The 25,222-nt window shown below is 74.8% G+C and carries 26 protein-coding genes; 12 read left to right on the forward strand and 14 right to left on the reverse strand.

Annotated features, from left to right (window positions below):
- Positions 1–137 precede the first annotated feature (137 nt).
- The 4 genes from ACFYON_RS28260 to ACFYON_RS28275 form a co-directional block, all read right to left on the reverse strand.
- Complete coding sequence (locus ACFYON_RS28260; RefSeq protein WP_354867137.1) at positions 138–401, reverse strand: hypothetical protein; 264 nt, start codon at positions 399–401, stop codon at positions 138–140.
- A gap of 100 nt (positions 402–501) precedes the next feature.
- The gene (locus ACFYON_RS28265; protein ID WP_354867134.1) at positions 502–963 is read right to left on the reverse strand and encodes an SRPBCC family protein; all 462 of its coding nucleotides are present in this window, start codon (positions 961–963) and stop codon (positions 502–504) included.
- Between the two features lie 55 nt (positions 964–1,018).
- Positions 1,019–1,435: a DUF2795 domain-containing protein gene (locus ACFYON_RS28270; protein WP_354867132.1), complete on the reverse strand. Its 417-nt coding sequence runs from the start codon at positions 1,433–1,435 to the stop codon at positions 1,019–1,021.
- Between the two features lie 57 nt (positions 1,436–1,492).
- Positions 1,493–2,545, reverse strand: a complete 1,053-nt coding sequence (locus ACFYON_RS28275; RefSeq protein WP_354867131.1) for a YihY/virulence factor BrkB family protein — start codon at positions 2,543–2,545, stop codon at positions 1,493–1,495.
- 139 nt (positions 2,546–2,684) lie between these two features.
- Between ACFYON_RS28275 and ACFYON_RS28280 the strand changes: the two genes are divergently transcribed.
- Entirely contained in the window at positions 2,685–3,089 is a 405-nt protein-coding gene (locus ACFYON_RS28280; protein WP_354867129.1) for a ChaB family protein, read from the forward strand.
- 60 nt (positions 3,090–3,149) lie between these two features.
- On the opposite strand, the gene ACFYON_RS28285 is transcribed toward ACFYON_RS28280, so the two are convergent.
- Positions 3,150–4,583 carry an aldehyde dehydrogenase family protein gene (locus tag ACFYON_RS28285; protein ID WP_354867127.1) on the reverse strand — a complete coding sequence of 478 codons (1,434 nt, stop codon included), beginning with the start codon at positions 4,581–4,583 and terminating at the stop codon, positions 3,150–3,152.
- Between the two features lie 70 nt (positions 4,584–4,653).
- Here ACFYON_RS28285 and ACFYON_RS28290 point away from each other — a divergent pair, with 70 nt between their 5' ends.
- The gene (locus ACFYON_RS28290; protein ID WP_355095218.1) at positions 4,654–6,246 is read left to right on the forward strand and encodes an NAD(P)/FAD-dependent oxidoreductase; all 1,593 of its coding nucleotides are present in this window, start codon (positions 4,654–4,656) and stop codon (positions 6,244–6,246) included.
- Between the two features lie 368 nt (positions 6,247–6,614).
- On the opposite strand, the gene ACFYON_RS28295 is transcribed toward ACFYON_RS28290, so the two are convergent.
- Together ACFYON_RS28295 and ACFYON_RS28300 are read right to left on the reverse strand one after the other, a co-directional pair.
- Positions 6,615–7,382, reverse strand: coding sequence for a polyprenol monophosphomannose synthase (locus ACFYON_RS28295; RefSeq protein ID WP_354867123.1), 768 nt, complete (start codon positions 7,380–7,382; stop codon positions 6,615–6,617).
- 90 nt (positions 7,383–7,472) lie between these two features.
- Positions 7,473–7,919 (reverse strand): SRPBCC family protein, encoded by a 447-nt coding sequence (locus ACFYON_RS28300; protein WP_354867121.1) that lies wholly within the window; start codon positions 7,917–7,919, stop codon positions 7,473–7,475.
- Positions 7,920–8,103: 184 nt separating this feature from the next.
- On the opposite strand from ACFYON_RS28300, the gene ACFYON_RS28305 reads away from it, so the two are divergent.
- From ACFYON_RS28305 to ACFYON_RS28340, 8 genes are read left to right on the forward strand one after another with little or no spacing between them, the layout of a single operon-like run.
- Positions 8,104–9,768 (forward strand): HAD-IIIA family hydrolase, encoded by a 1,665-nt coding sequence (locus tag ACFYON_RS28305; RefSeq protein ID WP_387187853.1) that lies wholly within the window; start codon positions 8,104–8,106, stop codon positions 9,766–9,768.
- Positions 9,765–10,739, forward strand: coding sequence for a glycosyltransferase (locus tag ACFYON_RS28310; protein WP_354867118.1), 975 nt, complete (start codon positions 9,765–9,767; stop codon positions 10,737–10,739). The genes ACFYON_RS28305 and ACFYON_RS28310 overlap by 4 nt, the downstream gene beginning before the upstream one ends.
- A complete protein-coding gene (locus tag ACFYON_RS28315; RefSeq protein ID WP_354867116.1) occupies positions 10,724–11,941 on the forward strand; it encodes a glycosyltransferase in 1,218 nt (405 codons plus the stop codon). The genes ACFYON_RS28310 and ACFYON_RS28315 overlap by 16 nt, the downstream gene beginning before the upstream one ends.
- Entirely contained in the window at positions 11,941–12,633 is a 693-nt protein-coding gene (locus ACFYON_RS28320; protein WP_354867114.1) for an SIS domain-containing protein, read from the forward strand. The genes ACFYON_RS28315 and ACFYON_RS28320 overlap by 1 nt, the downstream gene beginning before the upstream one ends.
- Positions 12,630–14,120 (forward strand): PfkB family carbohydrate kinase, encoded by a 1,491-nt coding sequence (locus ACFYON_RS28325; RefSeq protein ID WP_355015135.1) that lies wholly within the window; start codon positions 12,630–12,632, stop codon positions 14,118–14,120. The genes ACFYON_RS28320 and ACFYON_RS28325 overlap by 4 nt, the downstream gene beginning before the upstream one ends.
- Before the next feature lie 55 nt (positions 14,121–14,175).
- Entirely contained in the window at positions 14,176–14,877 is a 702-nt protein-coding gene (locus ACFYON_RS28330; RefSeq protein ID WP_354867110.1) for an SDR family oxidoreductase, read from the forward strand.
- On the forward strand, positions 14,874–15,833 hold the full coding sequence (locus ACFYON_RS28335; protein ID WP_354867108.1) for a glycosyltransferase family 9 protein: 960 nt from the start codon (positions 14,874–14,876) through the stop codon (positions 15,831–15,833). Before ACFYON_RS28330 ends, ACFYON_RS28335 begins: the two co-directional genes overlap by 4 nt.
- Positions 15,817–16,806, forward strand: coding sequence for a DNA topoisomerase IB (locus ACFYON_RS28340; protein ID WP_355015136.1), 990 nt, complete (start codon positions 15,817–15,819; stop codon positions 16,804–16,806). The genes ACFYON_RS28335 and ACFYON_RS28340 overlap by 17 nt, the downstream gene beginning before the upstream one ends.
- A 176-nt stretch (positions 16,807–16,982) precedes the next feature.
- Here ACFYON_RS28340 and ACFYON_RS28345 read toward each other — a convergent pair whose 3' ends face one another.
- The 5 genes from ACFYON_RS28345 to ACFYON_RS28365 form a co-directional block, all read right to left on the reverse strand.
- Positions 16,983–18,026: a helix-turn-helix domain-containing protein gene (locus tag ACFYON_RS28345; protein ID WP_354867104.1), complete on the reverse strand. Its 1,044-nt coding sequence runs from the start codon at positions 18,024–18,026 to the stop codon at positions 16,983–16,985.
- A 123-nt stretch (positions 18,027–18,149) separates the two neighbouring features.
- The gene (locus tag ACFYON_RS28350) at positions 18,150–18,653 is read right to left on the reverse strand and encodes a hypothetical protein (RefSeq protein ID WP_354867102.1); all 504 of its coding nucleotides are present in this window, start codon (positions 18,651–18,653) and stop codon (positions 18,150–18,152) included.
- 63 nt (positions 18,654–18,716) lie between these two features.
- A complete protein-coding gene (locus tag ACFYON_RS28355; protein ID WP_354867100.1) occupies positions 18,717–20,348 on the reverse strand; it encodes a RecQ family ATP-dependent DNA helicase in 1,632 nt (543 codons plus the stop codon).
- 50 nt (positions 20,349–20,398) lie between these two features.
- Positions 20,399–21,349, reverse strand: coding sequence for a TIGR03557 family F420-dependent LLM class oxidoreductase (locus ACFYON_RS28360; protein WP_354867098.1), 951 nt, complete (start codon positions 21,347–21,349; stop codon positions 20,399–20,401).
- A gap of 97 nt (positions 21,350–21,446) precedes the next feature.
- The gene (locus ACFYON_RS28365; RefSeq protein WP_013285408.1) at positions 21,447–21,569 is read right to left on the reverse strand and encodes a hypothetical protein; all 123 of its coding nucleotides are present in this window, start codon (positions 21,567–21,569) and stop codon (positions 21,447–21,449) included.
- Between the two features lie 139 nt (positions 21,570–21,708).
- Here ACFYON_RS28365 and ACFYON_RS28370 point away from each other — a divergent pair, with 139 nt between their 5' ends.
- Positions 21,709–23,208, forward strand: coding sequence for a glycoside hydrolase family 3 protein (locus ACFYON_RS28370; RefSeq protein ID WP_354867617.1), 1,500 nt, complete (start codon positions 21,709–21,711; stop codon positions 23,206–23,208).
- A 39-nt stretch (positions 23,209–23,247) separates the two neighbouring features.
- On the opposite strand, the gene ACFYON_RS28375 is transcribed toward ACFYON_RS28370, so the two are convergent.
- Both ACFYON_RS28375 and ACFYON_RS28380 read right to left on the reverse strand, forming a co-directional pair.
- Entirely contained in the window at positions 23,248–23,535 is a 288-nt protein-coding gene (locus ACFYON_RS28375; protein ID WP_354867095.1) for a GNAT family N-acetyltransferase, read from the reverse strand.
- Positions 23,532–24,758 (reverse strand): cysteine desulfurase-like protein, encoded by a 1,227-nt coding sequence (locus tag ACFYON_RS28380; protein ID WP_354867094.1) that lies wholly within the window; start codon positions 24,756–24,758, stop codon positions 23,532–23,534. Before ACFYON_RS28380 ends, ACFYON_RS28375 begins: the two co-directional genes overlap by 4 nt.
- A gap of 99 nt (positions 24,759–24,857) precedes the next feature.
- Between ACFYON_RS28380 and ACFYON_RS28385 the strand changes: the two genes are divergently transcribed.
- Positions 24,858–25,217, forward strand: a complete 360-nt coding sequence (locus tag ACFYON_RS28385) for a hypothetical protein (protein ID WP_354867092.1) — start codon at positions 24,858–24,860, stop codon at positions 25,215–25,217.
- Positions 25,218–25,222 lie beyond the last annotated feature (5 nt).

A 25,222-nucleotide genomic window follows, 5' to 3' on the forward strand; every position in this document is an offset into this window, starting at 1 on the left:
TGCGCTGGTCTGTTGTGGTGTTGTTGGTTTTGTTTTTTTTTCTGTGCTGTTTTGATGGGTTTGTGGGGGGGGGGGGGGGGGGGGGGGGCCGGCGCCGCCCCCCCCCCCCCCCCCCCCCCCCCCCCCCCCCCCGGAGATCACATGCTGTCCGGGCCGGTCCGTCCGATCGTCGACGGCCGGTAGGCCCGGTCCGCATCGGTCATCTCACGCCGCTCGGCCTCCGGGCCGGCGCCCCGGTCCACCGCCTCCGGGCCGTGGCCGAACGCGGCCTCCTCGTCGGCGTCGTTGGCGGTGACGTCGTCGCCCTGGCCGTCCGTGGCCGACCGGGCGATGGCCTGGTCCAGCTCGTGCAGGGGAGTGCGGTCCTCGTCGCGCCACACGTGGCGGTCGTTGTCGGTCATTCCCCTGCGGTACCCGGACCGGATGATCGCAAACGGCCGGGCACGGCGATGGCCGCCGGCGGTGCCGGCGGCCATCCAGACTCGGGTACGGGGGAGGTGCTCAGGGGGTGGGCCGGTCGACGGCGCCCCGCCAGGCGCCCGTCTCCTGACCGCGCCGCTCGATGAACTGCTTGAACCGCTCCAGGTCACCCTTGGCACGCCGGTCGACCACGCCCAGCTTGTCGCCGGCCTGCTCGACCACGCCGTGCGGCTCGAACTCCATCTGGAGCGTGACCCGGGTGTGCCCCTCGTCGAGGCGGTGGAACGTCACCACGCCCGCCTGCTGGGTGCCCCCGGTGGAGCGCCAGGCCACCCGCTCGTCCGGCAACTGCTCGGTGATCTCGGCGTCGAACTCGCGCTTCACGCCCGCGATCTCGACGGTCCAGTGGGTCATCCTGTCCGAGAGCTGCCGGACCTCCTGCACACCTTCCATGAAGTGCGGGAACTCCTCGAACTGGGTCCACTGGTCGTATGCGGTCCGGATCGGGACCTGCACGTCCACATGCTCGGTGACGCCACTCATCTCGGGGTTCCTCCTGTTCCGCCGGTGTCTCGTCGCAGGCCGTGGGTCGGCCCGCTCACCAGCGCGTCGTCTCGTTCCGGTGCCCGAGTGCGGCCCACACCTCGGAGATCGTCTGGTAGGTGGTGCCCTCGGGCAGGGTCTCCAGGGCGGCGACGATGTCCGTCGGCGCCTCGTTCTCCAGCGCGTTGGCCAGCAGCGCCTCCCGGTCGCCGGGCAGGGCGGTCATCGTGATGAACCGCCCCAGACGGCTGCGCGCCTCGACGTCCTCGGAGCTCATGCCCTGCGGCGCGCCACTGCGCAGCTCCCCGGCCGGCGCCGTGGTGGCCTCCGGCTGGTCCTCGCCGGCCGGCTCGGGGATCCGGAACTCCTCGGCCCGCGAGCCGCCGGTCCCGGCGCTCTGGACGAGACCGCTGACCTCACTGCTCATCTGGTCGTCGACCCTGGGCGAGTGCTTGCTGCTGCCACGTTCCATGCCTTGGGAGATGCCCCGGGGGACCGCCGGTAAACCGGCGCCGGCCGAGGGAGCCGGTCATCCGGGCGGCAACCGGTCGGCGGTCTTCTCGCTGCCGGCCTCTTCCCCGGCCGCCTTCTCCCCGTCCGTCTTGTCCTCGTCGGCCGGGGCGCGCGGCGGCAGCACCGGGTCGCCCGGCTCCTCGATTCCGGCCTGCATCGCCCGCCCGCGCTGCAGCTCCGCGTTCACCTGCACGCCGAGCATCAACGCGCAGTTGGACAGGTAGAGCCACACCAGGAACGCGATGACCGCGCCGAGACTGCCGTACGTGACGTCGTACGAGCCGAAGTTGGCCACGTACAGGCCGAAGCCGAAGGAGGCGAGCACCCAGGCCACGAGCGCCAGCGCGCCGCCCGGGGTGAGCCAGCGGAACCGCGGCTGGCGGACGTTCGGCGCGATCCAGAACAGCAGCGACAGCAAGGTCATCGCGACCACCGCGAGCAGCGGCCACTTCGCCACCGACCACGTCGTGCGGGCCACCGCACCGGCGTGCAGCAGGTCGCCCACCGCGTCGGTGACCGGGCCGCTGACGATCAGCCCGGTGGCCACGACTGCGAGCAGCACGATCGTCACCGCGGCCATGCCGATCTGCAACGGGCGCAGCCGGTAGAACGGTCGGCCCTCCCGCACCCCGTAGATCGCGTTGGAAGCGCGGGTGAACGCGCCGATGAAGCCGGACGCGGACCAGAGCGCGCCGAGCAGACCGAAACTGAGCAGCACCTTCGCCGGACCCTGCTGCTCGACCACGCTGCGCACCACGCCGACGAACGCGTCGTTGCCGACCACCGAGCCGGCGCCGATCTCCCGGGCCAGGTCGATCACGGTGTCGACGGTGCGCGGGCCGTCGGAGACCAGGCCGACCAGCGCGACCACCACGATCGTGGACGGGAACAGCGCCAGCACCCCGTAGTAGGTGAGCGCCGCGGCCCAGTCGGCGCAGTTGTCAGTGACGAAACCCTTGCCGCTGCGCATCAGCACGCCGCGCCAGGTGCGCCAGTTGAGCTGACGGATCCGGCGCGGCAGACGGGACCGCGTCCGGCCGTCGGCCGTCCGTGGTGTCGTCACGGTCATGTCCGCCTCCTCCGGGCCCGTGCCACCGGGCGTGGGCGGGCGGTACCCCCGGGGGGAATTCGACAAACCGGGTGCCGGTTTGCCCGCCGGGCGGCAGGGAATCAGGCAAGACAGACGATCGAGACTCCAGGAGGACGAGATGCCCGGGCGCGAGGTACTGCCCAGCACGCTGCGGCGCTCCCCGGAGAAGGCGCAGCGGACCTGGGAGAAGACGCACGACTCGGCGGTCGAGACGTACGGCGAGGGGGAGCGGGCGCACCGCACCGCCTTCGCCGCGGTCAAGCACGAGTTCGAGAAGGTGGGCGACCACTGGGAGCCCAAGGGCCGCAAGGGCCCCAGCGACAAGCAGGCCGAGGGCGGTGGTCCGGCCCGGCGCGCGAAGACGGCCGGCGGCGTGGACGCCAACGCCACCAAGGACCACCTCATGGAGGTGGCGAAGAAGCTGGACGTGCGCGGCCGGTCCCGGATGACCAAGCCGGAACTCGTCAAGGCCATCGAGAAGGCCAACGACAACGCCACCCGCAAGGCCCGCGGGGGCCGCTGACCCCTGGGAGTACGCGCCGAGCCCGGGACCGCCTCGGTCCCGGGCTCGTGTCGTGCGGTCTCACCAGTGGCCGCCGCCCGGCGCCTCCAGGTGCACCGCCTTGACGGTGCTGAACTCGTCCAGCAGCTCCGGGCCGTACCCGAAGCCCTGGCCGCTGCCCCGGCGCGGCTGGGCCGCCCCGCCCGGCGCCCCGCCGAACACCGAATTGATCTTCACGGTGCCGACCGGCAGCTCCCGCCAGGCGCGCTGGGCGTGGCTCATCGAGCCGGTCAGCACCGTGGCGGCCAGGCCGTACGGCGAGTCGGCAGCGCAGCGCAGCCCTTCGCTGAACGAGTCGACCACCACCACGGGGGCGACCGGCCCGAACGTCTCCTCCCGGACCAGCGCCATGTCGTGGCGGCAGCCCTCGATCACAGTGGCCGGATAGAACGCGCCGGGACCGTCCGGCAGCACGCCGCCGGCGCGTGCCCGGGCGCCGTCCGCCAGCGCCGCGGTGACCTGCCCGTGCACGTGGTCCCGGTGCCGCCGGTCGACGAGCGGCGCGAGCTGTGTGCCCGGGTCACGCCCGGGGCCCACGGTGAGCGCCTCGGCGCGCGTCACGAGCGCGTCGGTGAAGCCCTCGGCGACGTCGCGGTGCACGTAGATCCGCTCCACCGCCACGCAGATCTGACCGGCGTTGGCGAAGCAGCCCAGCGCCGCCTGTTCGGCCGCCCAGACCGGGTCGACGTTCGCGTCCACCACCAGCGGATCGCTCCCGCCGTTCTCCAGCAGCACCTTCGCCCCGGTACGCGCGCCCGCGGCGGCGATCGCCCGCCCGGTGGCCGTCGAACCGACGTGGGCGATCACGTCCAGCTCCTGCCCGGCCAGCGCGGCCCCCACCTCGCTGCCGCCGGTGAGCAGCGACAGCACCCCGGCCGGCAACGCCGAGTCCAGCGCGCGGGCCAGCAGCCAGCCGGTGGCCGGGGTCCGCTCGCTCGGCTTGTACACCACCACGTTGCCGGTGACCAGCGCTGCGCCGAGCAGGCCGCAGGACACCGCCACCGGGTCGTTCCACGGGGTGATCGCGGCGACCACGCCGCGCGGCGCGGGGGCCATGAAGTCCAGCGCGTCGTGCGCGCCGTGCAGCGTCCGGCCACCGCGCACCGGGGCGAGTTCGGCGTACTGTCGCAGCGCGCCGATGCCCGCCGCCACCCCGCCCCGTGCGTCGTCCAGAGGCTTGCCCATCTCCGCTGTGGTCGCCTCGGCCAGTTCCCCGGCGGCCGCCTCGACCGCGTCCGCCGCGCGGTGCAGCGCCACCGCCCGCTCCGCGGATGCGGTCGCCGCCCACTCCGCGGCCACGCCCCGGGCCGCCTCCACGGCCTTGGCCACCTCGTCAGCGGTGGCGACCGGCGCCCGGGTCACCGGCGACCCGTCCGCCGGATCGTGGACGACCAGCTCGCCGCCCTCGCCGCCGGCACCCCACACTCCGCCTATGAGCTGCGCAACCGTGTACATGCGGCTGCTTGCCCCGACCTGGGCGGGACAAACGCGTTTCGCCCGGAGACCGGCCGGGTAGGCGGATCCGATGACCTCCACCGCGGACGCCGTCGTCATCGGAGCCGGGCACAACGGCCTGGTGGCCGCGAACCTGCTGGTGGACGCCGGCTGGGACGTCGAGGTCCTGGAGGCCACCGAGGCGCCCGGCGGGGCGGTCCGCTCCGCGTACGTGACAGCGCCCGGCTATCTCAGCGATCTCTACAGCTCGTTCTACCCGCTCGGCTACGCCTCACCGGTGCTCGACGGGCTGGGCCTGGAACGGCACGGCCTGACCTGGACGCACGCGCCGGACGTGCTGGCGCACCTGCTCCCGGACGGGCGGGCCGCGGTGGTCAACCGCGACCTGGACACCACCGCCGCGTCGCTGGAGGCGTTCGCCCCCGGCGACGGGGAGCGCTGGCGGCACGCGTACGCCGACTGGCGTCAGGTGGCCGAGCCGATGCTGCAGACCATCACCACCCCGTTCCCGCCGGTGCGCGGCGGGCTGGGCATGCTGCGGCAGCTCCGCGTCGGCGGCGCGTTGCGGCTGGCCCGCCGCCTCGTGCTCCCGGTCCGCAAGCTGGGCGCCGAACTGTTCGAGGGTGAGGGTGGTCCGGTCCTGCTGGCCGGCTGCGCCCTGCACACCGACCTGTCCCCGGAGGAGGCCGGCTCCGGCGTGTACGGCTGGCTGCTCGCCATGCTCGGCCAGCAGGTGGGCTGGCCGGTGCCGGTCGGCGGCGCCCAGCGGATCACCGACGCGCTGGTGGCCCGGCTGGTCGAGCGGGGCGGCCGGATCACGTACGGCGCGCGGGTCGAGCGGGTGCTCACCGCCCGGGGCCGGGCGATGGGCGTACGCACCGCTGGTGGCACCGACTGGCGGGCCCGGCGTGCGGTGCTCGCCGACGTGCCCGCTCCGGCGCTCTTCCTCGACCTGGTCGGCGCGGCGGCGCTGCCGTCCCGGATGGTCGAGGACCTGGCGCACTTCAAGTGGGACGGCTCCACGCTCAAGGTCGACTGGGCGCTGTCCGCGCCGGTGCCGTGGAAGAACCGCGAGCTGGCCGGCGCCGGCACCGTGCACCTGGGCGCCGACATGGACGGCCTCACCACGTACGCGGCCGAGCTGGCCCGCGGTGAGATCCCACGGGATCCGTTCCTGCTGGTGGGGCAGATGTCGGTGGCCGACCCGAGCCACTCACCGCCCGGCACCGAGTCGCTCTGGTCCTACACCCACCTGCCGTTCCGCCGGGACTGGCGCGCCGAGGAGGTGGCCGGGCACGTGGAGCGGATGGAAGAGGTGCTGGAGGCGGCGGCGCCCGGGTTCCGGGCGTCCATCGTCGGGCGGCACGTGGCCGGCCCGGCCGACCTGGAGGCCGCCGAGCCGAGCCTGGTCGGTGGCGCGTTGGGCGGCGGCACGGCCGCGGCGTACCAGCAGTTGTTCCTGCGGCCGATCCCCGGCCTGGGCCGGGCCGACACCCCGGTGGACCGGCTCTACCTGGCCAGCGCCTCCGCCCACCCCGGCGGCGGTGTGCACGGCGCGCCGGGCGCGAACGCGGCACGGGCCGCGCTGGCCCGCGACCGGGCCGTCACCGGAGCGTTGTACGCCAGGACGATCGCCGCCGCCCACCGCGCCGTCTACCGCTGACCCGATCGCACCTCCACCACTCCCGCGCCCGCTGCCGCTGACCGCCGCTCGCGCCAACTGCTGATCGCCGTCGCCGTACTACCTCTGAGGCTGTTCCGAGGCGTCACGCTGCGTGTTTAGCGCCGTGTCCGAGGGTATGGCCGCACCGCCGTCTTTGCTCTGCAGCCATATCCGCATCGGTCACGCACTGTGTCCGCAGCGGACATTCGGCGAAACGGTGTCCAGGAAAGCGCCCCTGCTCAGGGTGGTGCTGCGCCGATGGCTGCAGAGCAAAGGGGCTAGCGAGGGACGTGGCCGGACGACCGCGCCCTCACGCACGGTGACAATGACGCAGCGTGAGGGCGCGGTGGAGGCGCGGGAGAGCGGTGTCAGGAGTCGAGGTTGCGGTGCCGGCTACGCAGCTTGAACGGCATCAGCGCGCTCTCGATCTTCGTGGCGGTGGTCATCTTCGAGTCGCCGTCGCGGCGCTCCTCGAAGCGGATCGGCACCTCCAGGATCGTGTGGCCGAGCTTGGTGGCGAGGTAGTGCATCTCCACCTGGAAGCTGTAGCCGTTGGACTGCACCCGGTCCAGCCCGATCGCGCGCAGCGCGTCGGCCCGCCAGATCTTGAAGCCGGCGGTCAGGTCGCGGATGCGTACCCGCAGCAGCGTGTGCACGTACAGGTTGGCCCAGCCGCTGAGCGCACGCCGGTACAGCGGCCAGTTCTCGTCCAGCTCACCACCGGGCACGTAACGCGAGCCGATGACCACCGAAGCCTGGGTCGACAGCAGCGCGCCCAGCATGCCGGGCAGCGCCTCCGGCGGGTGCGACAGGTCGGCGTCCATCTGCGCGACGAAGTCCGCGCCGTCGTCGAGCGCGCGGCCGATGCCGTCCACGTACGCCCGGCCGAGGCCCTCCTTGCCCGGGCGGTGCAGCACCATCACCCGGTCCGGGTGTTCGATGGCCAGCTTGTCGGCGACCTCGCCGGTGCCGTCCGGGGAGTTGTCGTCCGCGACCAGCACCTTCAGCCCCGGCAGCGGCAGCGCGAGCAGGCGCTCGACCAGCACCGGAAGGTTGCCCGCCTCGTTGTAGGTCGGAACGACGACGGTCAGGCGCGCATCCCCCCACGGGGAGGGTAACTGCACGGGTTCGATCATCACGGACATCCTCGGTCAGCCGACAGGTTCACCTGAGAGGGTAGCCAGTCCCTCGTACGGCGGCCGCACAGACGCCCCGCCGGCGATCGATCACCGCTCCGGCTTCTGCCGCGTCGCGATGTCGGACAGCCGGGCCAGCGTCTCCCGGTTGCGCAGGTGCAGCACCAGGTCGTTGAGCTTGGTACGGACCCACCGCAACGGCCCGGCGGCGAAGTCCTCGCCGATCGTCACCCGGGTCCTGCCGCCCTCCAGCGGCTCCAGGGCGAACGCCACGATCGCCTCCCCGGCCGGCCACAGCCCGGCGCGCAGCACCAACCGGTGCGGCGCCTCGCACTCCAGCACCGTCGACTTGTCCTGGAGCGAGAACGGCCAGGGCCCGGCCCGGTGGTGCAGGTTGGTGCCGACGCGGGGCCACGCGTCGTCCACGTCCCGCACGTGCGCCGTGCCGACCACCCAGTCGCTGTACGTCCACCCGTCCGCGAGCACCTCGAAGACCTGCTCCGGGGGCGCGTCGATCACCTTCTCCACAACCGCCATCACCGACCGGTACCCCGCTGTGGGCCGGCGCTAACGGCGACGGGGGTTAGCTTCTCCGGGGCGGCGGGTATCGCCGGACCGGGCCGGTCGTGGCAGTCGGGCGCCCCGGCCGTGCGGCACCGGCGGGGCAGCCTGGCGCCCGACGTTGACGTTTACTCCTCGGGGCGTCGGGAACCCGCCGCCCGTGCGACGGGACCAGGAGCGGGATCAGTGCAGGTCAGCCCGGGTTGACCCGGGTGCTGACCGGTTCCCGTCCGGCCTGTACGACGCGGTCCTGCTGGACCGGGACGGCACCCTGGTGGAGGACGTGCCGTACAACGGCGACCCGGAGAAGGTACGGCCGGTGCCGGGCGCCCGGGAAGCGCTGGACCGGTTGCGGGCGGCCGGGTTGCGGCTGGCGGTGGTCACCAACCAGTCCGGCCTGGCCCGGGGCCTGTTCACCGAGGCACAGATGCACGCCGTGCACGCCCGGATCGGGGAGTTGCTGGGTCCGTTCGACCACTGGGCGATCTGCCCGCACGCGGAGGCCGACGGCTGCTCCTGCCGCAAGCCCGCGCCCGGCCTGGTGCACGAGGCCGCCCGCGCGCTCGGCACCACGCCGACCCGGTGCGTGCTGATCGGCGACATCGGCGCGGACACGGGCGCCGCCGCGGCGGCCGGCGCCGCCGCGATCATGGTGCCCACGCCCGCTACGAGGGCCGCCGAGATGGCCGCCGCGCCCACAGTCGCCGCCGACCTGCCGGACGCGGTGGGCATCGTGCTGACCCGGATGCGCCTGACGGCGGCCCCGCGACCCGCTCGCCGCTCCCGCCGGGGCACAGTGCTCGTGGTCCGCAGCGACGCGGCCGGGGACGTGCTGGTGACCGGGCCGGGCATCCGGGCGGTCGCCGCGGGCGCGCGACGGGTGGTGCTGCTCTGCGGGCCACGCGGCCGGGCCGCCGCCGAACTGCTGCCCGGCGTGGACGAGATCATCGAGGCGCCGCTGCCGTGGATCGACGCGCCCGCCCCACCCGTCGACCCCGACGCCGTCCGCGCGCTGACCGGCCGGCTCGCGGAGGTACGCGCCGACGAGGCGGTCGTGTTCACCTCCTTCCACCAGTCCCCACTCCCGCTCGCCCTGCTGCTGCGCCTGGCCGGCGTACCCCGCATCAGCGCGATCAGCGACGACTATCCCGGCAGCCTGCTCGACGTCCGCCACCGCGTCCCGCCCGGCGTACCCGAACCCGAACGCGCCCTGTCCCTCGCCGCCGCCGCCGGCCACGCGCTCCCGGGCCACGACGAACCGGCACTGCGCATCCGCACCGACCGGCTGCCGCCGCCCGCGGAGGCCGCCGGGCCGCCCGGCTACGTGGTCCTGCACCCGGGATCGTCGGTGGAGACCCGCGCCTGCCCGGAGGAACTGGCCACCCGCGTGGTCCGGGTGCTCGCCGCCGCCGGTCACCGGGTTGTGGTCACCGGTGGACCGGACGAGCGGGAGCTGACCGCGCGGGTCGCCGCGGCGGGCGGCGTCGACCTGGGCGGACGGACCGGGTTGGCCGAACTGGCGGCGGTGATCGCCGGAGCCGCCGCGCTGGTGGTCGGCAACACCGGCCCGGCGCACCTGGCCGCCGCGCTCGGCGTGCCCGTGGTGAGCCTGTTCGCACCCACGGTTCCGTTCGGACAGTGGGGGCCCTACCGGGTGCCGACGGTGCGGCTGGGTGACGCGGGCGCGGCCTGCCGGGACACCCGCGCCACCGTCTGCCCGGTCCCCGGGCACCCCTGCCTGTCGGCGGTCGAGCCGGGCCGGGTACTGGAGGCGCTGCGGCTGCTCGGCGTGCCGGCGCCGGCCACGGGCGGGGTGGCCGGATGAACATCCTGCTGTGGCACGTCCACGGCTCGTGGACGACGTCCTTCGTGCACGGCAAGCACCGCTACCTGGTGCCGGTCACCCCGGACCGGGGCCCGTACGGGCTCGGCCGGGCGCGCACCTACCCGTGGCCGGACAACGCCGCCGAGGTCACCCCGGCCGACCTGCGCGACGCTGACGTGGACCTGGTGATCGTGCAACGCCCGGAGGAACTCGACCTGGCCGCCGACTGGCTCGGCCGCAGGCCCGGCCGGGACGTGCCGGCGATCTACGTCGAGCACAACACCCCGAAGGGCGACGTGCCGAACACCCGGCACCCGATGGCCGACCGCGACGACCTGCTGCTGACCCACGTGACCGCGTTCAACGAGCTGTTCTGGGACAACGGCGGCACCCGCACCACAGTCGTCGACCACGGCGTCGTACCACCCGCCGTCGAGTGGACCGGGGAACTCGACCGCCTCGCCGTCGTCATCAACGAGCCGGTACGCCGCTGGCGGGTCACCGGCACCGACCTGCTCGCCCGGTTCGCCGAGCTGGCGCCGCTGGACGTCTACGGGATGAGGGTGGACGGCCTCGCCGCCCACCTCGGCCTGCCCGCCGACCGGCTGACCAGCCACGACGACGTACCCCAGCACACCATGCACGCCGAACTCGCCAAACGGCGCGCGTACCTGCACCTGTGCCGCTGGACCTCGCTCGGCCTCAGCCTCGTCGAGGCCATGACCATGGGCATGCCCGTGGTGGCGCTGGCCACCACCGAGGCGGTGGAGGCGGTGCCACCCGCCGCGGGCGCGCTGTCCACCCGCGTCGACACGCTCGTCGACGCCGCCCGTGGCCTGCTGGACGACCCGGAGTCCGCCCGCCGGGCGGGCGCCGTCGCCCGGGCCGCCGCCCGGGACCGCTACGGCCTGGAGCGATTCCTCGCCGACTGGGACCGGCTGCTGGAGGAGGAAGTATGCGCATCGCGATGATCTCGGAGCATGCCAGCCCGCTCGCCGTCCTCGGCGGGGAGGACGCCGGTGGCCAGAACACGCATGTCGCGGAGCTCTCCGCCGCGCTCGCGGCCGCCGGTCACGACGTGCGCGTCTACACCCGGCTCGACGCGGTGGACCTGCCGGTGAGCGTCCGCACCCCGGACGGGTACGAGGTGGTGCACGTACCGGCCGGGCCGGCCGAACCGGTGGCCAAGGACGACCTGCTGCCGTACATGCCGGCGTTCGGGCAGTGGCTGGCCGAGCGGTGGCGCACCGGCGACTGGCAGCCCGAGGTGGTGCACGCGCACTTCTGGATGAGCGGGCTGGCGGGTCTCGCCGCGGCTCGCCGGGTGGGCGTGCCGGTGGTGCAGACGTACCACGCCCTCGGCACCGTCAAGCGCCGACACCAGGGCGTGCAGGACACCAGCCCACCGGGCCGGGTCGAGCACGAACGGAAGCTGGGCCACTCGGTGGACCGGGTGGTCGCCCAGTGCCAGGACGAGGTCGCCGAACTGGTCCGGATGGGCGTGCCCCGATCCCGGATGACGGTCGTGCCGTCGGGGGTGAACCTGACGACGTTCGCCCCGCTCGGCCCGATCGCCGACCGCGACGGCGACCGGGCCCGCGTCCTCACCGTCGGCCGGCTGGTCGAGCGCAAGGGCTTCCAGGACGTCATCCGGGCCGTCGCCGAGGTGCCGGACGCCGAGTGCGTGGTGGTCGGCGGGCCGCCGGCCGGACTGCTGGAGACCGACCCGTACGCGCTGCGCCTGCGCGCGCTGGCCCGCTCCCTGGGCGTCGCCGACCGGGTACGCCTGATCGGCGCGGCGCCCCGGGAGGAGATGGGCCGCTGGTACCGGTCGGCCGACGTGCTCGTCGCCGCCCCCTGGTACGAGCCGTTCGGGCTCACCCCGCTGGAGGCGATGGCCTGTGGCGTACCGGTGGTCGCGACGGCTGTCGGCGGGCTGATCGACACGGTGGTGGCCGGACGCACCGGCGACCTGGTGCCGCCCCGGGAGCCGGGTGCCCTCGGCGCGGCGATCCGGGGCCTGCTCGGCGACCGGATCCGCCGTTTCGCCTACGCCACCGCCGCGCTGGAGCGGGCCCGCACCCGCTACTCCTGGGCCACCACCGCGGACCGCCTCACCGAGCTGTACGGAGAGGTGGCCACAGTGCGCCGCCCGACCCGGGTGGTCGCCTGATGACGCCCGCCACGCCGGCCGCCGGCGCGACGGTGCTGGAGGACCACCTGAGTCTGCTGGCCGCCGCGCTGCTGCCGCTGCGGGAGGCGGAACAGATGCTGGCCCGCTGGGGTGCGGAGCTGGCGCACCGGCTCGCCGCCGGTGGCCGGCTGCTGGTGGCCGGCAACGGCGGCAGCGCCGCCGAGGCCCAGCACCTCACCGCCGAACTCGTCGGCAAACTCCGCCACGACCGCCAACCCCTGTCCGCCATCGCCCTGCACGCCGAGACCAGCGCCCTCACCGCCATCGGCAACGACTACGGATACGACGAAACCTTCGCCCGGCAGGTCCGCGCCCACGGCCGACCCGACGACCACCTCCTGCTCATGACCACCAGCGGCACCAGCGCCAACCTCCTCACCGCCGCCAACGCCGCCCACCAGACCGGCCTGCGAACCTGGGCCTTCACCGGACCCGCGCCCAACCCCCTCGCCGACCTCTGCCACGAGCACCTGGCGATCGACTCGCCGGACGGGCAGGTGGTGCAGGAACTGCACCTGGTGGCCTCGCACGTGCTCTGCGAGTACGTCGAACTGGCGCTGCCCGCGGCGCTCGCCGCCCGGACGCCGGCCGATCCGGTACGCGCCGGAGTCGAGGTCGTCGTCACAGAGCCGGACCCGGCGGCGCCGGCCGGGCGGGGAGGCCCGGCATGAGGGGACCGCTGGTGGTGCTCGGCGACACGCTGCTGGACCGCGACGTCGAAGGTCTGGTCAACCGGCTCTGCCCGGACTCCCCGGTGCCGGTGCTGGACGAGACCGTGTCCCTCGACCGGCCCGGCGGCGCCGGGCTGGCCGCCGTCTTCGCCGCCGCGCAGGGCGCCGAGGTCGCGCTGGTCACCGCCGTCGCCGACGACGCCGGCGGGGCCCGGCTGGGCACGCTGCTCGCCGCCGCCGGGGTGCGGTTGTACGCGCTTCCGCTCGCCGGCGCCACCCCGGAGAAGATCCGCCTGCGGGCGCGCGGCCGGGTGCTGCTGCGCCACGACCGGGGGGGCGGGAGCGCCGGTGCGCCGGGCCAGCCGAGCGACGCCGTGCTGCGGCTGATCGCCGACGCGTCCGCCGTGCTGGTCAGCGACTACGGCCGGGGCGTGGCGGGGCATCCGGCGCTGCGCGCCGCGCTGGCCGCGACCCGGGCGCCGGTGGTCTGGGATCCGCATCCGCGCGGGCCGGCCGCCGTACCCGGGGTGCACCTGGCCACCCCGAACGAGCCCGAGGCCCGCGAGCTGGCCAAGACGCCGCCGGGCGGCTCCCGCCTGGCCGTCGCGTCCCGCAGCGCGCACGCGTTGCGCCGCCGCTGGCAGGCGCGCGCGGTGGCGGTGACGCTCGGCGGGGACGGCGCGCTGCTCAGCCATGCCGGCGCCACGCCCCTGGTGGTCCCGGCGCCGCCCGCCGAGGGGGACACCTGCGGGGCGGGGGACCGGTTCGCGTCCACCGCGACGCTGGCCCTGGCCCGGGGCGCGCTCGTGTCCGAGGCGGTGCAGGAGGCGGTGGCCGAGGCGTCCGCGTACGTGGCCGGGGGCGGCGTGGCCACCGCGCTGCCCGCGCCGGTGCGGGCGGTGGCCCCCGCCGTGGTCACCGGCGGCGGGGACCGGATCGGCGCCGGGGCGGCCGGCGAGGTGGTGGCCCGGGTACGCGCGGCCGGCGGCACCGTGGTGGCCACCGGCGGCTGCTTCGACCTGCTGCACGCCGGGCACCTGGCGACGCTGCAGGCGGCCCGGCAGCTCGGCGACTGCCTGGTGGTCTGCCTCAACTCCGACGCCAGCGTGGCCGGGCTCAAGGGGCCGGGACGTCCGGTCGTGCCGCACGGTGACCGGGGGCGGCTGCTCGCCGCGCTCGGCTGCGTCGACGCGGTGCTGATCTTCGACGAGCCGACTCCGGAGGCGGCGCTGTCCTGGTTGCGCCCGGACATCTGGGTCAAGGGCGGCGACTACGCCAGCGGCGGCGGGCCGGAGACGCTGCCCGAGACGGAGATCCTGGCCCGGTGGGGCGGCCACACGGTGGTCGTGCCGTACCTGGACGGACGCTCGACCACCGACATGATCGCGGCGGCGCGGGCCGGGTGGGGCAGCGGCCGGCCGGCCGGGTCGGTCGATCCGGCCGAGGCCGTCGCGCCGGGCCGGTCCACGGCGAAGGGAACACGATGAACGAGCGACGCATCCGGCCCGGCGCGGTCGCGCCCGCCTGCCCGACGGTGCCGACGTGAGCGCCGGAGCGCCCGGAGCCGGGCCGACCGTCCTGGTGACAGGTGGCTCCAGCGGGCTCGGCGCGGCGGTGGTCGCCGCGGTGGCCCGCGCCGGTGGCCGCCCGCTGGTGCTGGACCGGCAGCGTCCCGCCGACGGGGTGCCCTGGGTCGAGTGCGACCTGGCCGACACCCGCGCCGCCGAGGCCGCCACCCGCGATCTCGCGGAACGCTCCGGCGGGCTGGACGCGGTGGTCACCGCCGCCGGGATGGACGTGCCGGGCAAGCTGGCCGACATCCCGGCGGAGACCTGGGAACGGATCGTCACGGTGGACCTGCTCGCCACCGCCGCGGTGGTCCGGGCCGCGCTGCCCTGGCTGGAGGCGTCCCGGGGCAGCATCGTCACAGTCGCCTCCACGCTCGGGGTGAAGGCGGTCAGCGACGCGACCGCGTACTGCGCGGCGAAGTTCGGGGTGGTCGGCTTCACCCGGGCGCTCGCCGCCGAACTGGCCGGCACGGTGGGCGTGACGCTGCTGATCCCGGGCGGGATGCGTACCGCGTTCTTCGACGAACGCGACGCGCAGTACCGCCCCGGCCCGGACGCGGTGCTCAACGAGCCGGCCGACACCGCCGCCGCTGTCATGTTCGCGCTGTCCCAGCCGGCCGGTTGCGCGGTACGCGAGATGGTGGTCTGCGCCGCGCAGGAGTCCTCGTACCCGTGATCCTGGTGCTGCGGGCGCTCGGGGTCGGCGACCTGGCCACCGCCGTGCCGGCGCTGCGCGGGCTCCGGGCCGGCCTGCCGGGCCGGGAACTGGTACTGGCCGCTCCGGCCTGGCTGGCGCCGCTGGCGGAGCTGACCGGGGCGGTGGACCGGGTGCTGCCCACCACCGGACCGGACCGGGTCGCCTGGACCGGGCCGCCGCCGGAGGTGGCGGTCAACCTGCACGGCCGGGGACCGCTGTCGCACCGGGCGCTGGCCGCCGTCCGTCCCGGCCGGCTGCTCGCCCACCACAACCCGGAGGCCGGACACCCGCACGGCCCCACCTGGGACGAGGACGAGCACGAGGTGCGCCGCTGGTGCCGGCTGCTGCACGCGTACGGGCTGCCGGCCGATCCGGGGGACCTGGCGCTGCGGCGGCCGGCGGTGACCGGCGTACCGGCCGGGGTGACGCTGCTGCACCCGGGCGGCAAGATCCCGGCGAAGCGCTGGCCGGCGGACCGCTTCGCCGGCCTGGCCCGGGAACTGGCCGCGCGCGGGCACCGGGTGGCGGTCACCGGCTCGCCGGACGAGCGGGTGCTGGCCGAGCAGGTCGCCCACGACGCCGGGCTGCCGCCGCGGGCGGTGCTGGCGGGCCGGACCGGACTGGCCGAGCTGGCCGCGCTGGTCGCCGGCGCGCGCCTGGTGGTCAGCGGGGACACCGGCGTCGCCCACCTCGCGACCGGCTACGGCACCGCCTCGGTGGTGCTGTTCGGCCCGGTGCCGGCGGCGCACTGGGGCCCACCGCCTGACCGGCCGCGGCACCGGGCGCTCGGAACGATCAGTCTCACCCCCGTCAACCGGGATTCGACCGGGTCAGGCGGGGTAGGAACCCACCCGACATTGAATGCCATCGGGATCGACGAGGTGGTGGCCGCGGTGGCCGACGTGGAACGGGTCTCCGGTGCGGTTGCGGCGTAGCGATCCGGGCCGGCCGGGGTACGCCCGCCGGCGGCGCGGCAAGGGCTGGCTGTTCCTCGACCCGGCCGGCGAGCCGGTGCGCGACGCCGAGGAGCTGGCGCGGCTGCGCGAGTTGGTGATCCCGCCCGCCTGGCGGGACGTGTGGATCTCGCCCTACCCGAACGGCCACATCCAGGCCACCGGCATCGACGCGGCGGGCCGCAAGCAGTACCTCTACCACCCGGGCTGGCGGCGCAAGCGCGACGAGGCCAAGTTCGACCACGTGCTGGAGGTGGCGCACCGGCTGCCGGCGCTGCGCGACCGGGTCACGCAGGACCTGGCGCTGCGCGGCCTGCGCCGGGAACGGGTGCTGGCGACGGTCGCCCGGCTGCTGGACATGGGCGCGTTCCGGGTCGGCAGCGACCAGTACGCCACCGGTGACGACCCCACGTTCGGGGTGGCCACGCTGCGCCCCGAGCACGCCCGCTCCCGGGGCGGCCGCGTGGTGTTCGAGTTCCCGGCGAAGGGCGGCATCGAGCAGGTCCGCCGGATCGAGGACGCGGAGCTGTGCCAGGTGCTGCTCAACCTGCGCCGGCGGCGGCGGGCGCAGGAGCGGCTGTTCGGCTACTGGGACGGCCGGGCCTGGCGCGATGTGCGCAGCGACGAGGTGAACGACTACCTGCGCGACGCCAGCGGCGGCGAGATGACAGCGAAGGACTTCCGCACCTGGCATGCGACGGTGCTGGCCGCGGCAGAACTGGCCGCGGTGGGACCGCAGCGCTTCGCCACCGCCCGCAGGCGCGCCGTGGCGGCGGTGATGCGTTCGGTGGCCGAACTGCTCGGCAACACCCCGACGGTGGCCCGGACCTCGTACGTGGACCCGCGCGTGGTCGACCTCTACCACGACGGGGTGCTGGCGCCGGTGCGGCCGGAGATGCCGCGCGAGTTGGTGGAGAAGTCGGTGCTGGCGCTGCTGGAGCAGGAGGCCGGCTGAGTGCGACCGGCCCCGCCGGTCCTGGGGGGATGCGCGACGGGGCCGGAAATCGTGGCCGCGGGGTGCGGTACCGGTGCACCACCGGGCGGGCCGCCCACGGCCGAACCGCCGTGGGCGCCGCGCCACGGCCCCCCGATATCCATGGGCCACCGCGAGCGGTATGTATCGGCCCGAGTTCAGTATGTACGGGCCGGGTTGACGGCGGATGCCGTGGTGTTGACGATCCGTGCCGATTCCAGGTGACGGGCCCGGTACGCCTGAGGCGTCTCCCCCTGGGCGGCACGGAAGACCCGGCTGAAGTGCGCCTTGTCCCGGAATCCCCAGCGGGCGGCGATGACCTGGATCGAGCGGTCGCCGAGTGCCGGGTCGGTGAGATCGCGACGGCACCGGGCCAGCCGCTCGTCCCGGATGTACGCGGCCACTGTGGTCTCCTCGTCCTCGAAGAGCCGGTGCAGCGAGCGCAGCGAGATGTGGTGCGCGTCGGCGATCCTGCCCGGGTCCAGCGTGGCGTCGCCGAGGTGCTGGCGCACGTACCCGTGCACCTGTTCCCGCAGCGCACGCCGCCGGATCTCGGTGGGCACCGCGTCCTCGGAGACGAGGTTGCGCCCGAGCAGCGTGGCGACCAGGTCCAGGCCGACGGCGCCCAGCCGCTCCGCGTCGGCCGCGTGGTACTGCTCGGGGTGCGCGGTGATGCGGGTGAGGAAGTCGGCGACCAGCGCGCCGACGCCCTCGGAGCCGGACATCCGGCCGGCGAACAGGCGAGCGAGCTTGCGGTGCGGCAGCGGCAGCGCGTCGTACGGCACGAGGGCCACGACGGAGCGGGCGTACGCGGGCCCGGCGGCGTCGGCGTGGTGGCTGACCTCGTGCGGGCGGGAGCAGTCGTAGAAGGTGAGGTCACCGGGGCGGCACCGGGCCCGCCGCCCCTCCTGGACGGCCTGACTGGTCCCGGTGAGCGTCAGCGCGAGCAGGTAGTAGTCCGGGTCGGAGCGCCGGATCAGCTTCGAGGTGCGCACGCAGTCCAACGACGGGTAGCGGTAGCGGATGAGCCGCATCCGGCCCAGTTCGATGAACTCCGCGCGGGCGGCGAAGTCGTCGGCGTGCGCGGTGCGCACCCGCAGCGGCGTCGGGCTGCCCGCCAGCATGTCCAGCCACATGCCGAAGCGCTCCCGTGGTGGCAGCGCGGCCGTGTCGAGAACCTGGCGTTGCAGCTTTCCGTCCATCAAGGACCCCCGTGGCTCGTCACTCCTGCTCTAAGCAGGACGCCCCACGGGGTCGAAAAGCGACACCCGTGGGGCGTGACGTCCGTCATTGACGGACCGGCGATCCTCCTGTTAGGAGTCCGTTCAGTCGTTCAGCACGTGGGAAAGCCGGTCCCGGAACCGGCGCTCGGAATCAGTCACCGTGTCGCCGCCCAGACCCAGGATGCCGCCGGTGGAGGCGGCGCCCACCACCTGCTCGGCGATCTCCACCAGCCAGTGCCGGTAGGCCCCGGCCTGCCCTTCGTCCACCCGCGCGCCGAGCAGCGCGGACGCCTGCCCGGCCCGGGCCAGCACGTCCTCGATCATCGCCTTCGGGTCTTCCGGCGTGATCACCGGCAGCTCCGCCCCGGTCTCCGGGTCGCCCACCCGGTCGACGATCTCACCGGCCACCGCCGCCACCAGCGGGCTCGCCGACTCCCGGCCGGCGGCGATGGTCCCCAGCCCGGCGGCGTTCTCGGCCATGGTCCGGCGGGTGCCGTCGGACTCGGCGGCGGCCGCCGCGGTGAGCACCGACTGCGGCAGCCCCACAAGCAGTCCCCACTCCTCGTCGGAGACGCCGAACCGGGTGTACGCCGGCTGCTCGATCACGATCAGGCCCCTTTCGCCGTGGTCGTCGTTGTCGACGGGCGCCCCCGTGGCGCCCGGGTCAGGCTAGTCCAGCGTCAGCAGGCCCTGTTCGGACACCACGCGCACGGACAGCGTCTTGTAGCCCACCTCGTCGAAGAGCACTGTCATCCGGTCCTCCTCGTAGCTGAGCACCAGGCCGGCGCCCCACTCCGGGTGGCGGACCTGACTGTGCACCGGGAACGGCCCGACCGCGCCGTCGGCTGCCACGCTGGTGCCCGCGTGGCAGTTGTCGCAGTGCCCGCACACCTCGCTCATCTGCTCGCCGAAGTACGCCAGCAGGGCCTGGCCCCGGCAGCCGGTGGTCTCGGCGAAGGCGCGCATCATGTCGGTACGCGACCGGGTCACCGTCTGCTGACGTTCCGCCTCGGCGAGCGCCGCGTGGCCGGACTCGGCCGCCGCCGGGGCGTACCGAGGGGCGCCGATGCGCTGTTTGGCCCGTGGCTCGGCGGCGCCCACCTGCTCCAGCAGGGACAGGTACTGCCCCAGCTTGCGCGGACCGAGGCCGGTCAGCTCCCGCAGCTCCTTGCGGTTGCGGGCCTTGCCGCGCAGCACCGCCGCCAGCTCGGTCAGCTCCTTTTCGTCCGGCAGCCCGCCGCTGAAGTAGCGCTGGAGCCCGACGTCCTCGGAGCGCCACAGCAGCAGCACCCGGGCCGGCGAGCCGTCGCGCCCGGCCCGGCCGATCTCCTGGAAGTAGCTGTCCGGCGAGTCGGGCAGCGCCATGTGCGCCACCCAGGCGATGTTCGGCTTGTCGATGCCCATGCCGAACGCCGACGTGGCCACCATGATCGGCACCCGGTCGGCCAGGAACGCCTCGTGCAGCTCGTGCCGGGCCGCGGTGGGCATGCCGCCGTGGTAGAACTCGGCCGGGAAACCGGCGCCGGTGAGCCGCTCGGCCAGCTCCTCGGCCGCCCGGCGGGTCGGCACGTAGATGATGCCGGGCCGCTCGTCGTCGCGCAGCAGCGCGATGAGCCGCCGCCACCGGTAGTCGTCGGTCGGGCAGTGGGCCACCTCCAGGAAGAGGTTGGACCGGTCCAGCCCGGAGACCACCACCTCCGGATCGCGCAGCCGCAGCCGGGCGATGATGTCGTCGCGTACCGGCGGGGAGGCGGTCGCGGTGAGCGCCACCACCGGCGGCCGGCCGAGGCCGTCGATCAGGTGGCCCAGCGCCAGGTAGTCCGGCCGGAAGTCGTGGCCCCACGCGGAGATGCAGTGCGCCTCGTCGATCGCCACCAGCGCCGGCTTCAGCTCGCGCACCTCGGCCAGGCGGTCCGGGTTGCTCAGTGCCTCCGGCGTGATGAACAGGAACTCCGCGCGTCCGGCCCGGATGTCCTCGATCGCCTCGGCCTGCTGGGCGGCGCTCTCGTCCGAGCTGATCCGCACCGCGCGCAGCTCCGGGCGCTGCCGTTCGTTGAGCGCGGCGATCTGGTCCTGCTGCAACGCCAGCAGCGGGGAGATCACCACCGTCGGGCCGGGGATCAGGCTGGCCGGGATCTGGTAGATCGCCGACTTGCCGGCCCCGGTGGGCAGCACCACCAGGGCGTCGCGGCGCTTCATCACGGCGCGCATGGCGGCGAGCTGGTTGGGCCGCAGCGCGGTCCAGCCGAACAGGTTCCGCGCCGCCCGGCGCAGGCTGGTGGAGTGCGTGGTCAGTTTCATCAAGCGCCTCAGCTACCCCGGGCGATCCCGCGCGAAACCGGCACCGCCGCTCACCGCAGCCGGGGCAGGATCTCGTGCTGGTACAGGTCGAACAGGCCCTGCCAGTGCGGGCCGGTGTTCGCCACGTACACCTCGTCGAAGCCGGCCTTGGCGTACTCGTCGATCATCTCCAGGTGGGCGTCGGCGTCCCGGCCGCAGACGAACGCCTCCCGCACCTGCTCCGGCCGGACCAGTTCGGCGGCCTGCTCGAAGTGCCGGGGGGAGGGGAGCACCTGGGACAGCTCGCCCGGCACGCCCGCGTTGGGCCAGCGCTCGTACGCGATCCGCGCGCCCTCGTCGGCGCTGTCGGCGTACGCGGCCTTGAAGCCGCCCTGGCACGGCTTGTCGCCGCCACCGGACTCGCGGAACCGGCGCACCATGTCGGCGTCCGGCATGGTGCTGACGTAGCCGTCGCCGATCCGCCCGGCCAGCTCGATCGACTTCGGGCCGAAACCGGAGACGTAGATCGGCGGGGGCGCGTCCGGCCGGGTGTAGATGCGGGCGTGCTCGACCGTGTAGTGCTTGCCGTGGTGGTTGACGAACTCGCCCCGCCACAGCTCGCGGATCACCTCCACCGCCTCCTCCAGCATCTCCAGCCGCACGTCGGTCTGCGGCCAGGCATCGCCGAAGATGTGCTCGTTGAGCGCCTCGCCGGTGCCCACGCCGAGCACGAACCGTCCCTCGTGCAGCACCGCGCTGGTGGCCGCCGCCTGCGCGATCACCGCCGGGTGGATGCGCATGGTCGGGCAGGTGACAGCGGTGGTCACGGGCAGCCGGCACACCTGGCTGAGCGCGCCGATGGTGGACCAGACGAACGGGCTCTGGCCCTGCGCGTCGACCCACGGGTGGTAGTGGTCGGAGATCCACAGTGCCTCGAACCCGGCCTGCTCGGCGCCGCGCGCCTGGGCCAGCAGCTCCGCCGGGGTGTACTCCTCGCTGGACAGGAAGTAGCCGATCTTCATGGTGGGTGCCCTCTCGCCGTGACCGGACGGCTTCGTCGTGTCCGGACACGGCAAGCCCTACCCCGGGCGGCGGGCCCCAACCCGGTCGGGCGCGGGATCAGCGGCGGAACATGGCCCGGATCGCGATCAGCAGGAACAGGCCGCCGACCACCAGGCCGAGCAGGCGTACGCCGGGGATGTCGGCGGCGCTGGTGGCGTCGGCGAGCGGCAGGGCGGACATGTGGGAACTCTCCCACGGGTGGTCGCGGGGCGCCACCGGCTAACAGTAAGGATTGTTGACTATTTAGCGGCGCGGTGTGACCATGGCAGCACCCGCCAGCCCCGGCGGGTCCGTGGGGGAGACGGGGGTACGACAGCAGATGAGCGAGCGGACCATGGGATCGACCGGAGACCTGGCGGCGCTCGCCGCCGCCGTCCTGCAACCCGGGTTCGTCGGCACCACGCCGCCACCGTGGGTGTGCCGCTGGCTCGGCGAAGGACTCGGCTCGGTCGTCCTGTTCGCCCGCAACGTCGTCGACAACGAGCAGGTCGCCACGCTCACCGCGAACCTGCGCGCCGAGCGGCCGGACGTCATCGTCGCGATCGACGAGGAAGCCGGCGACGTCACCCGGATCGAGTCCGCCCGGGGCAGCTCCCGGCCCGGCAACTACGCGCTCGGCGCGGTCGACGACCCGGCGCTGACTGAGGAGGTCGCCCGCGACCTCGGCGCCGAACTCGCGGCGGCCGGTGTGACGCTCGACTACGCCCCGGACGCCGACGTCAACTCCAACCCGGCCAACCCGGTCATCGGGGTGCGCTCCTTCGGCGCCGACCCGGCGCTCGTCGCCCGGCACACCGCCGCCTGGGTACGAGGACTGCAGTCCGGCGGCGTGGCCGCCTGCGCCAAGCACTTCCCCGGACACGGCGACACCCGGGTCGACTCGCACCACGACCTGCCGCTCATCGGCGGCGATCGGGCCCGCCTCGACGCTGTCGAACTGGCCCCGTTCCGCGCCGCCGTCGCGGCCGGGGCGCAGGCGGTGATGACCGGTCACCTGCTGGTGCCGGCGCTGGACCCGGAGCTGCCCGCCACACTCAGCCCGCGCGTGCTCGGCGGCCTGCTGCGCGAGGAGATGGGCTTCGGCGGCGTGGTGGTCACCGACGCGGTGGAGATGCGCGCGGTGGCCGACCGGTACGGCTTCACCGGCGCCGCGGTACGCGCGCTCGTGGCCGGCGCCGACGCGATCTGTGTGGGCGGGGAACGGGCCACCGAGGCCGACGCCCGCGAGCTGCGCGACGCGATCGTCGCGGCGGTGATCAGCGGGGAACTGCCCGAGGAGCGGCTCGCCGAGGCGGCCAAGCGCGTCGGTCAGCTCGCCGCGTGGAGCGTCGCCGCCCGCGCCCGCCGGACCGCCGGACCGCCCTCGGCCGAGGGCTCACCGATCGGGCTCACCGCCGCCCGCCGGGCGGTACGGGTCACCGGCGACGCCGGGCTGCTGCCGCTGGCCGGTCCGGCGCACGTGGTGGAGTTCGAGCCCTCGCGCAACATCGCCATCGGCGAGGAGACGCCGTGGGGCATCGCCGCCCCGCTGGCCCACCTGGCGCCGGGCACCACGACCGCCCGCTACGCCGCCGACGCCGTACCGGCCGATCCGGGCGCGACGCCGGCCGGCCGGCCGCTGGTGCTCGTGGTGCGCGACCTGCACCGCCACGACTGGATGCGGGACGCGGTACGCCGGGCGCTCGCCGTCCGCCCGGACGCGGTGGTGGTCGAGCTGGGCGTGCCCGAGCTGGTCACCGGCGCGGTGCACCTGGCCACCCACGGCGCCACCGCGGCCGCGGCGCGGGCCGCCGCCGAGGTGCTGACCGGCGCACGCTGACTCCGGGCCGGCCGGGTGGGAAAGTCCCCCGGCCGGGCCTCACGCCGCGTCGGCCAGCAGGTCGGCGTACTCGGGGTGGCGCTCGATGAAGGCGGCCACGAACGGGCACTGCGCCACCACCCGGCCGCCCCGGGCACGGACCTGGTCCAGCGCGCCCCGGACCAGCGCCGCGCCGACGCCCTTGCCCTGGAACCGGCCGTCGACCTCGGTGTGGGTGAAGACGAGCGTCTCGCCGCGGGGCGTGTACGCGGCGAATCCGCCCAGCGCGTCGTCCACCAGGATCTCGAAGCGGCGCTTCGCGGTGTTCTCCTCGACCAGAAAACTCACCGGATCATTCTCCCTCCGGGCCCGGCCAGCCGGTCCAGTTCGGCCAGCAGCCGGTCCACCTCGTCGACGGTGTTGTAGTGGTAGACGCTGGCCCGCACCGCGCCGCCGTCGGCGCGCAGCCCCATGCCCTCGAAGTACTCGTAGGCGTAGTAGTCGCCGTGCGACAGGCACAGGCCCGCCTCGCCGAGCGCCGCCGCCGTCTGCGCCGGGGCCAGGGCGGCCACCCGGAACGACACCGTCGGGCAGCGCCGGGCCGGCGCGCCGTACACGGTCACGAACGGGCGGTCGGCGAGCCCGGCGAGCAGCCGGTCGAAGACCGCCTCCTCGTGCGCCTGCGCGGCGGTCAGCCCGGCGCGCAGGCGTGCCCGGCGATCGCCGGTCGCCTCCGGATTCAGCCCGGCCAGGTGATCCACCGCGGCGGTCACTCCGGCCAGCAGCGGGAAGCTCGGCGTGCCGTACTCGAACCGGTCGGGCACCGCGTCGGCGGAGGGGAGCAGCTTCGCCGGGCGCAGCGGTTCCCACCGCTCAGGATCGGCCACCATGGCCGCCAGGTGCGGACCGGACCACTTGTACGCGCTGGTCACCAGGAAGTCGGCGCCGAGCGAGGCCAGGTCGGTCGGGCCGTGCGGCACGGAGTGCACGCCGTCCACGCAGACCAGCGCCCCGGCCACGTGCGCGGTCTTGGCGATCGTCGCCACGTCCGGCACGGTGCCGATCGCGTTGCTGCCGGCGGTCACCGCCACCAGCCGGGTGCGTTCGGTGACCAGGTCGGCGTACTGCCCGGCGGGCAGCTCGCCGGTCGCCGGGTCGAACTCGGCCCAGCGCACCGTGGCGCCGGACGCCTGCGCGGCCTGCACCCACGGCCGGACGTTGGCGTCGTGGTCCAGCCGGGAGACCACCACCTCGTCGCCCGGACGCCAGCCGGCGCCGAGCGAGCGGGCCAGTGTGTACGTCAGCGCTGTCGCGCTCGGCCCGAGCACCACGCCCGACGGCTGGGCGCCGAGCAGGTCGGCGACAGCGGCCCGCGCGCCGGCGACCAGGTCCAGCGCCCGGCGGCCGGGCAGGAACGCGGTGCTGCGGTTGCCGGTCGCGGCCCGCATCGCCCCGGCCACGGCCTCGACGACGGTGGCGGCGGTCTGGGTGCCCCCGGCGCCGTCGAAGTGGGCGAATCCCTCGCCCAGGGCAGGGTAGGCGGCCCGGACCCGGGCGACGTCGAAAGCCATTCCGGAACCCTAGCGCGCAACCCGGACACGCCGCCCGGCACGGACTCCCGGCGCCCGTGGACGAAGGCGCGATGGCGCGTGCCGCCTATCCTTGGGCCGGTGACGATCCGACGCGCCACCTCCGCCCCCGCCCGCCGCGCCGCCGGTCTGCTCGCCGGCCTGGCCCTCGGCGCCGCTCTGCTCGCCGGATGCAGCTCCGAGGGCGCCGAGACCGACTGCGGTCTGGACGCCTGCACGATCACCTTCGACCGCGGCGTCGAGGCCAGCGCGCGAATCCTCGGCGTCGAGGCCAAGCTGGTCGGTGCCCAGGGTGACCAGGTGACAGTCGAGGTGGCGGGGGAACAGCTCTCGCTCACCGTGGGCCAGCAGGCCACCGAGGTCGCCGGCTTCCAGGTCAGCCTGGACAGCGTCACCGACCAGCAGGTCGTGCTGCGGGTCGCCCGCGACCTCAACGGCTGATCCGT

Origin of the sequence: Micromonospora sp. NPDC005686 (genome assembly GCF_042871665.1) — a bacterium.
Classification (GTDB): domain Bacteria; phylum Actinomycetota; class Actinomycetes; order Mycobacteriales; family Micromonosporaceae; genus Micromonospora.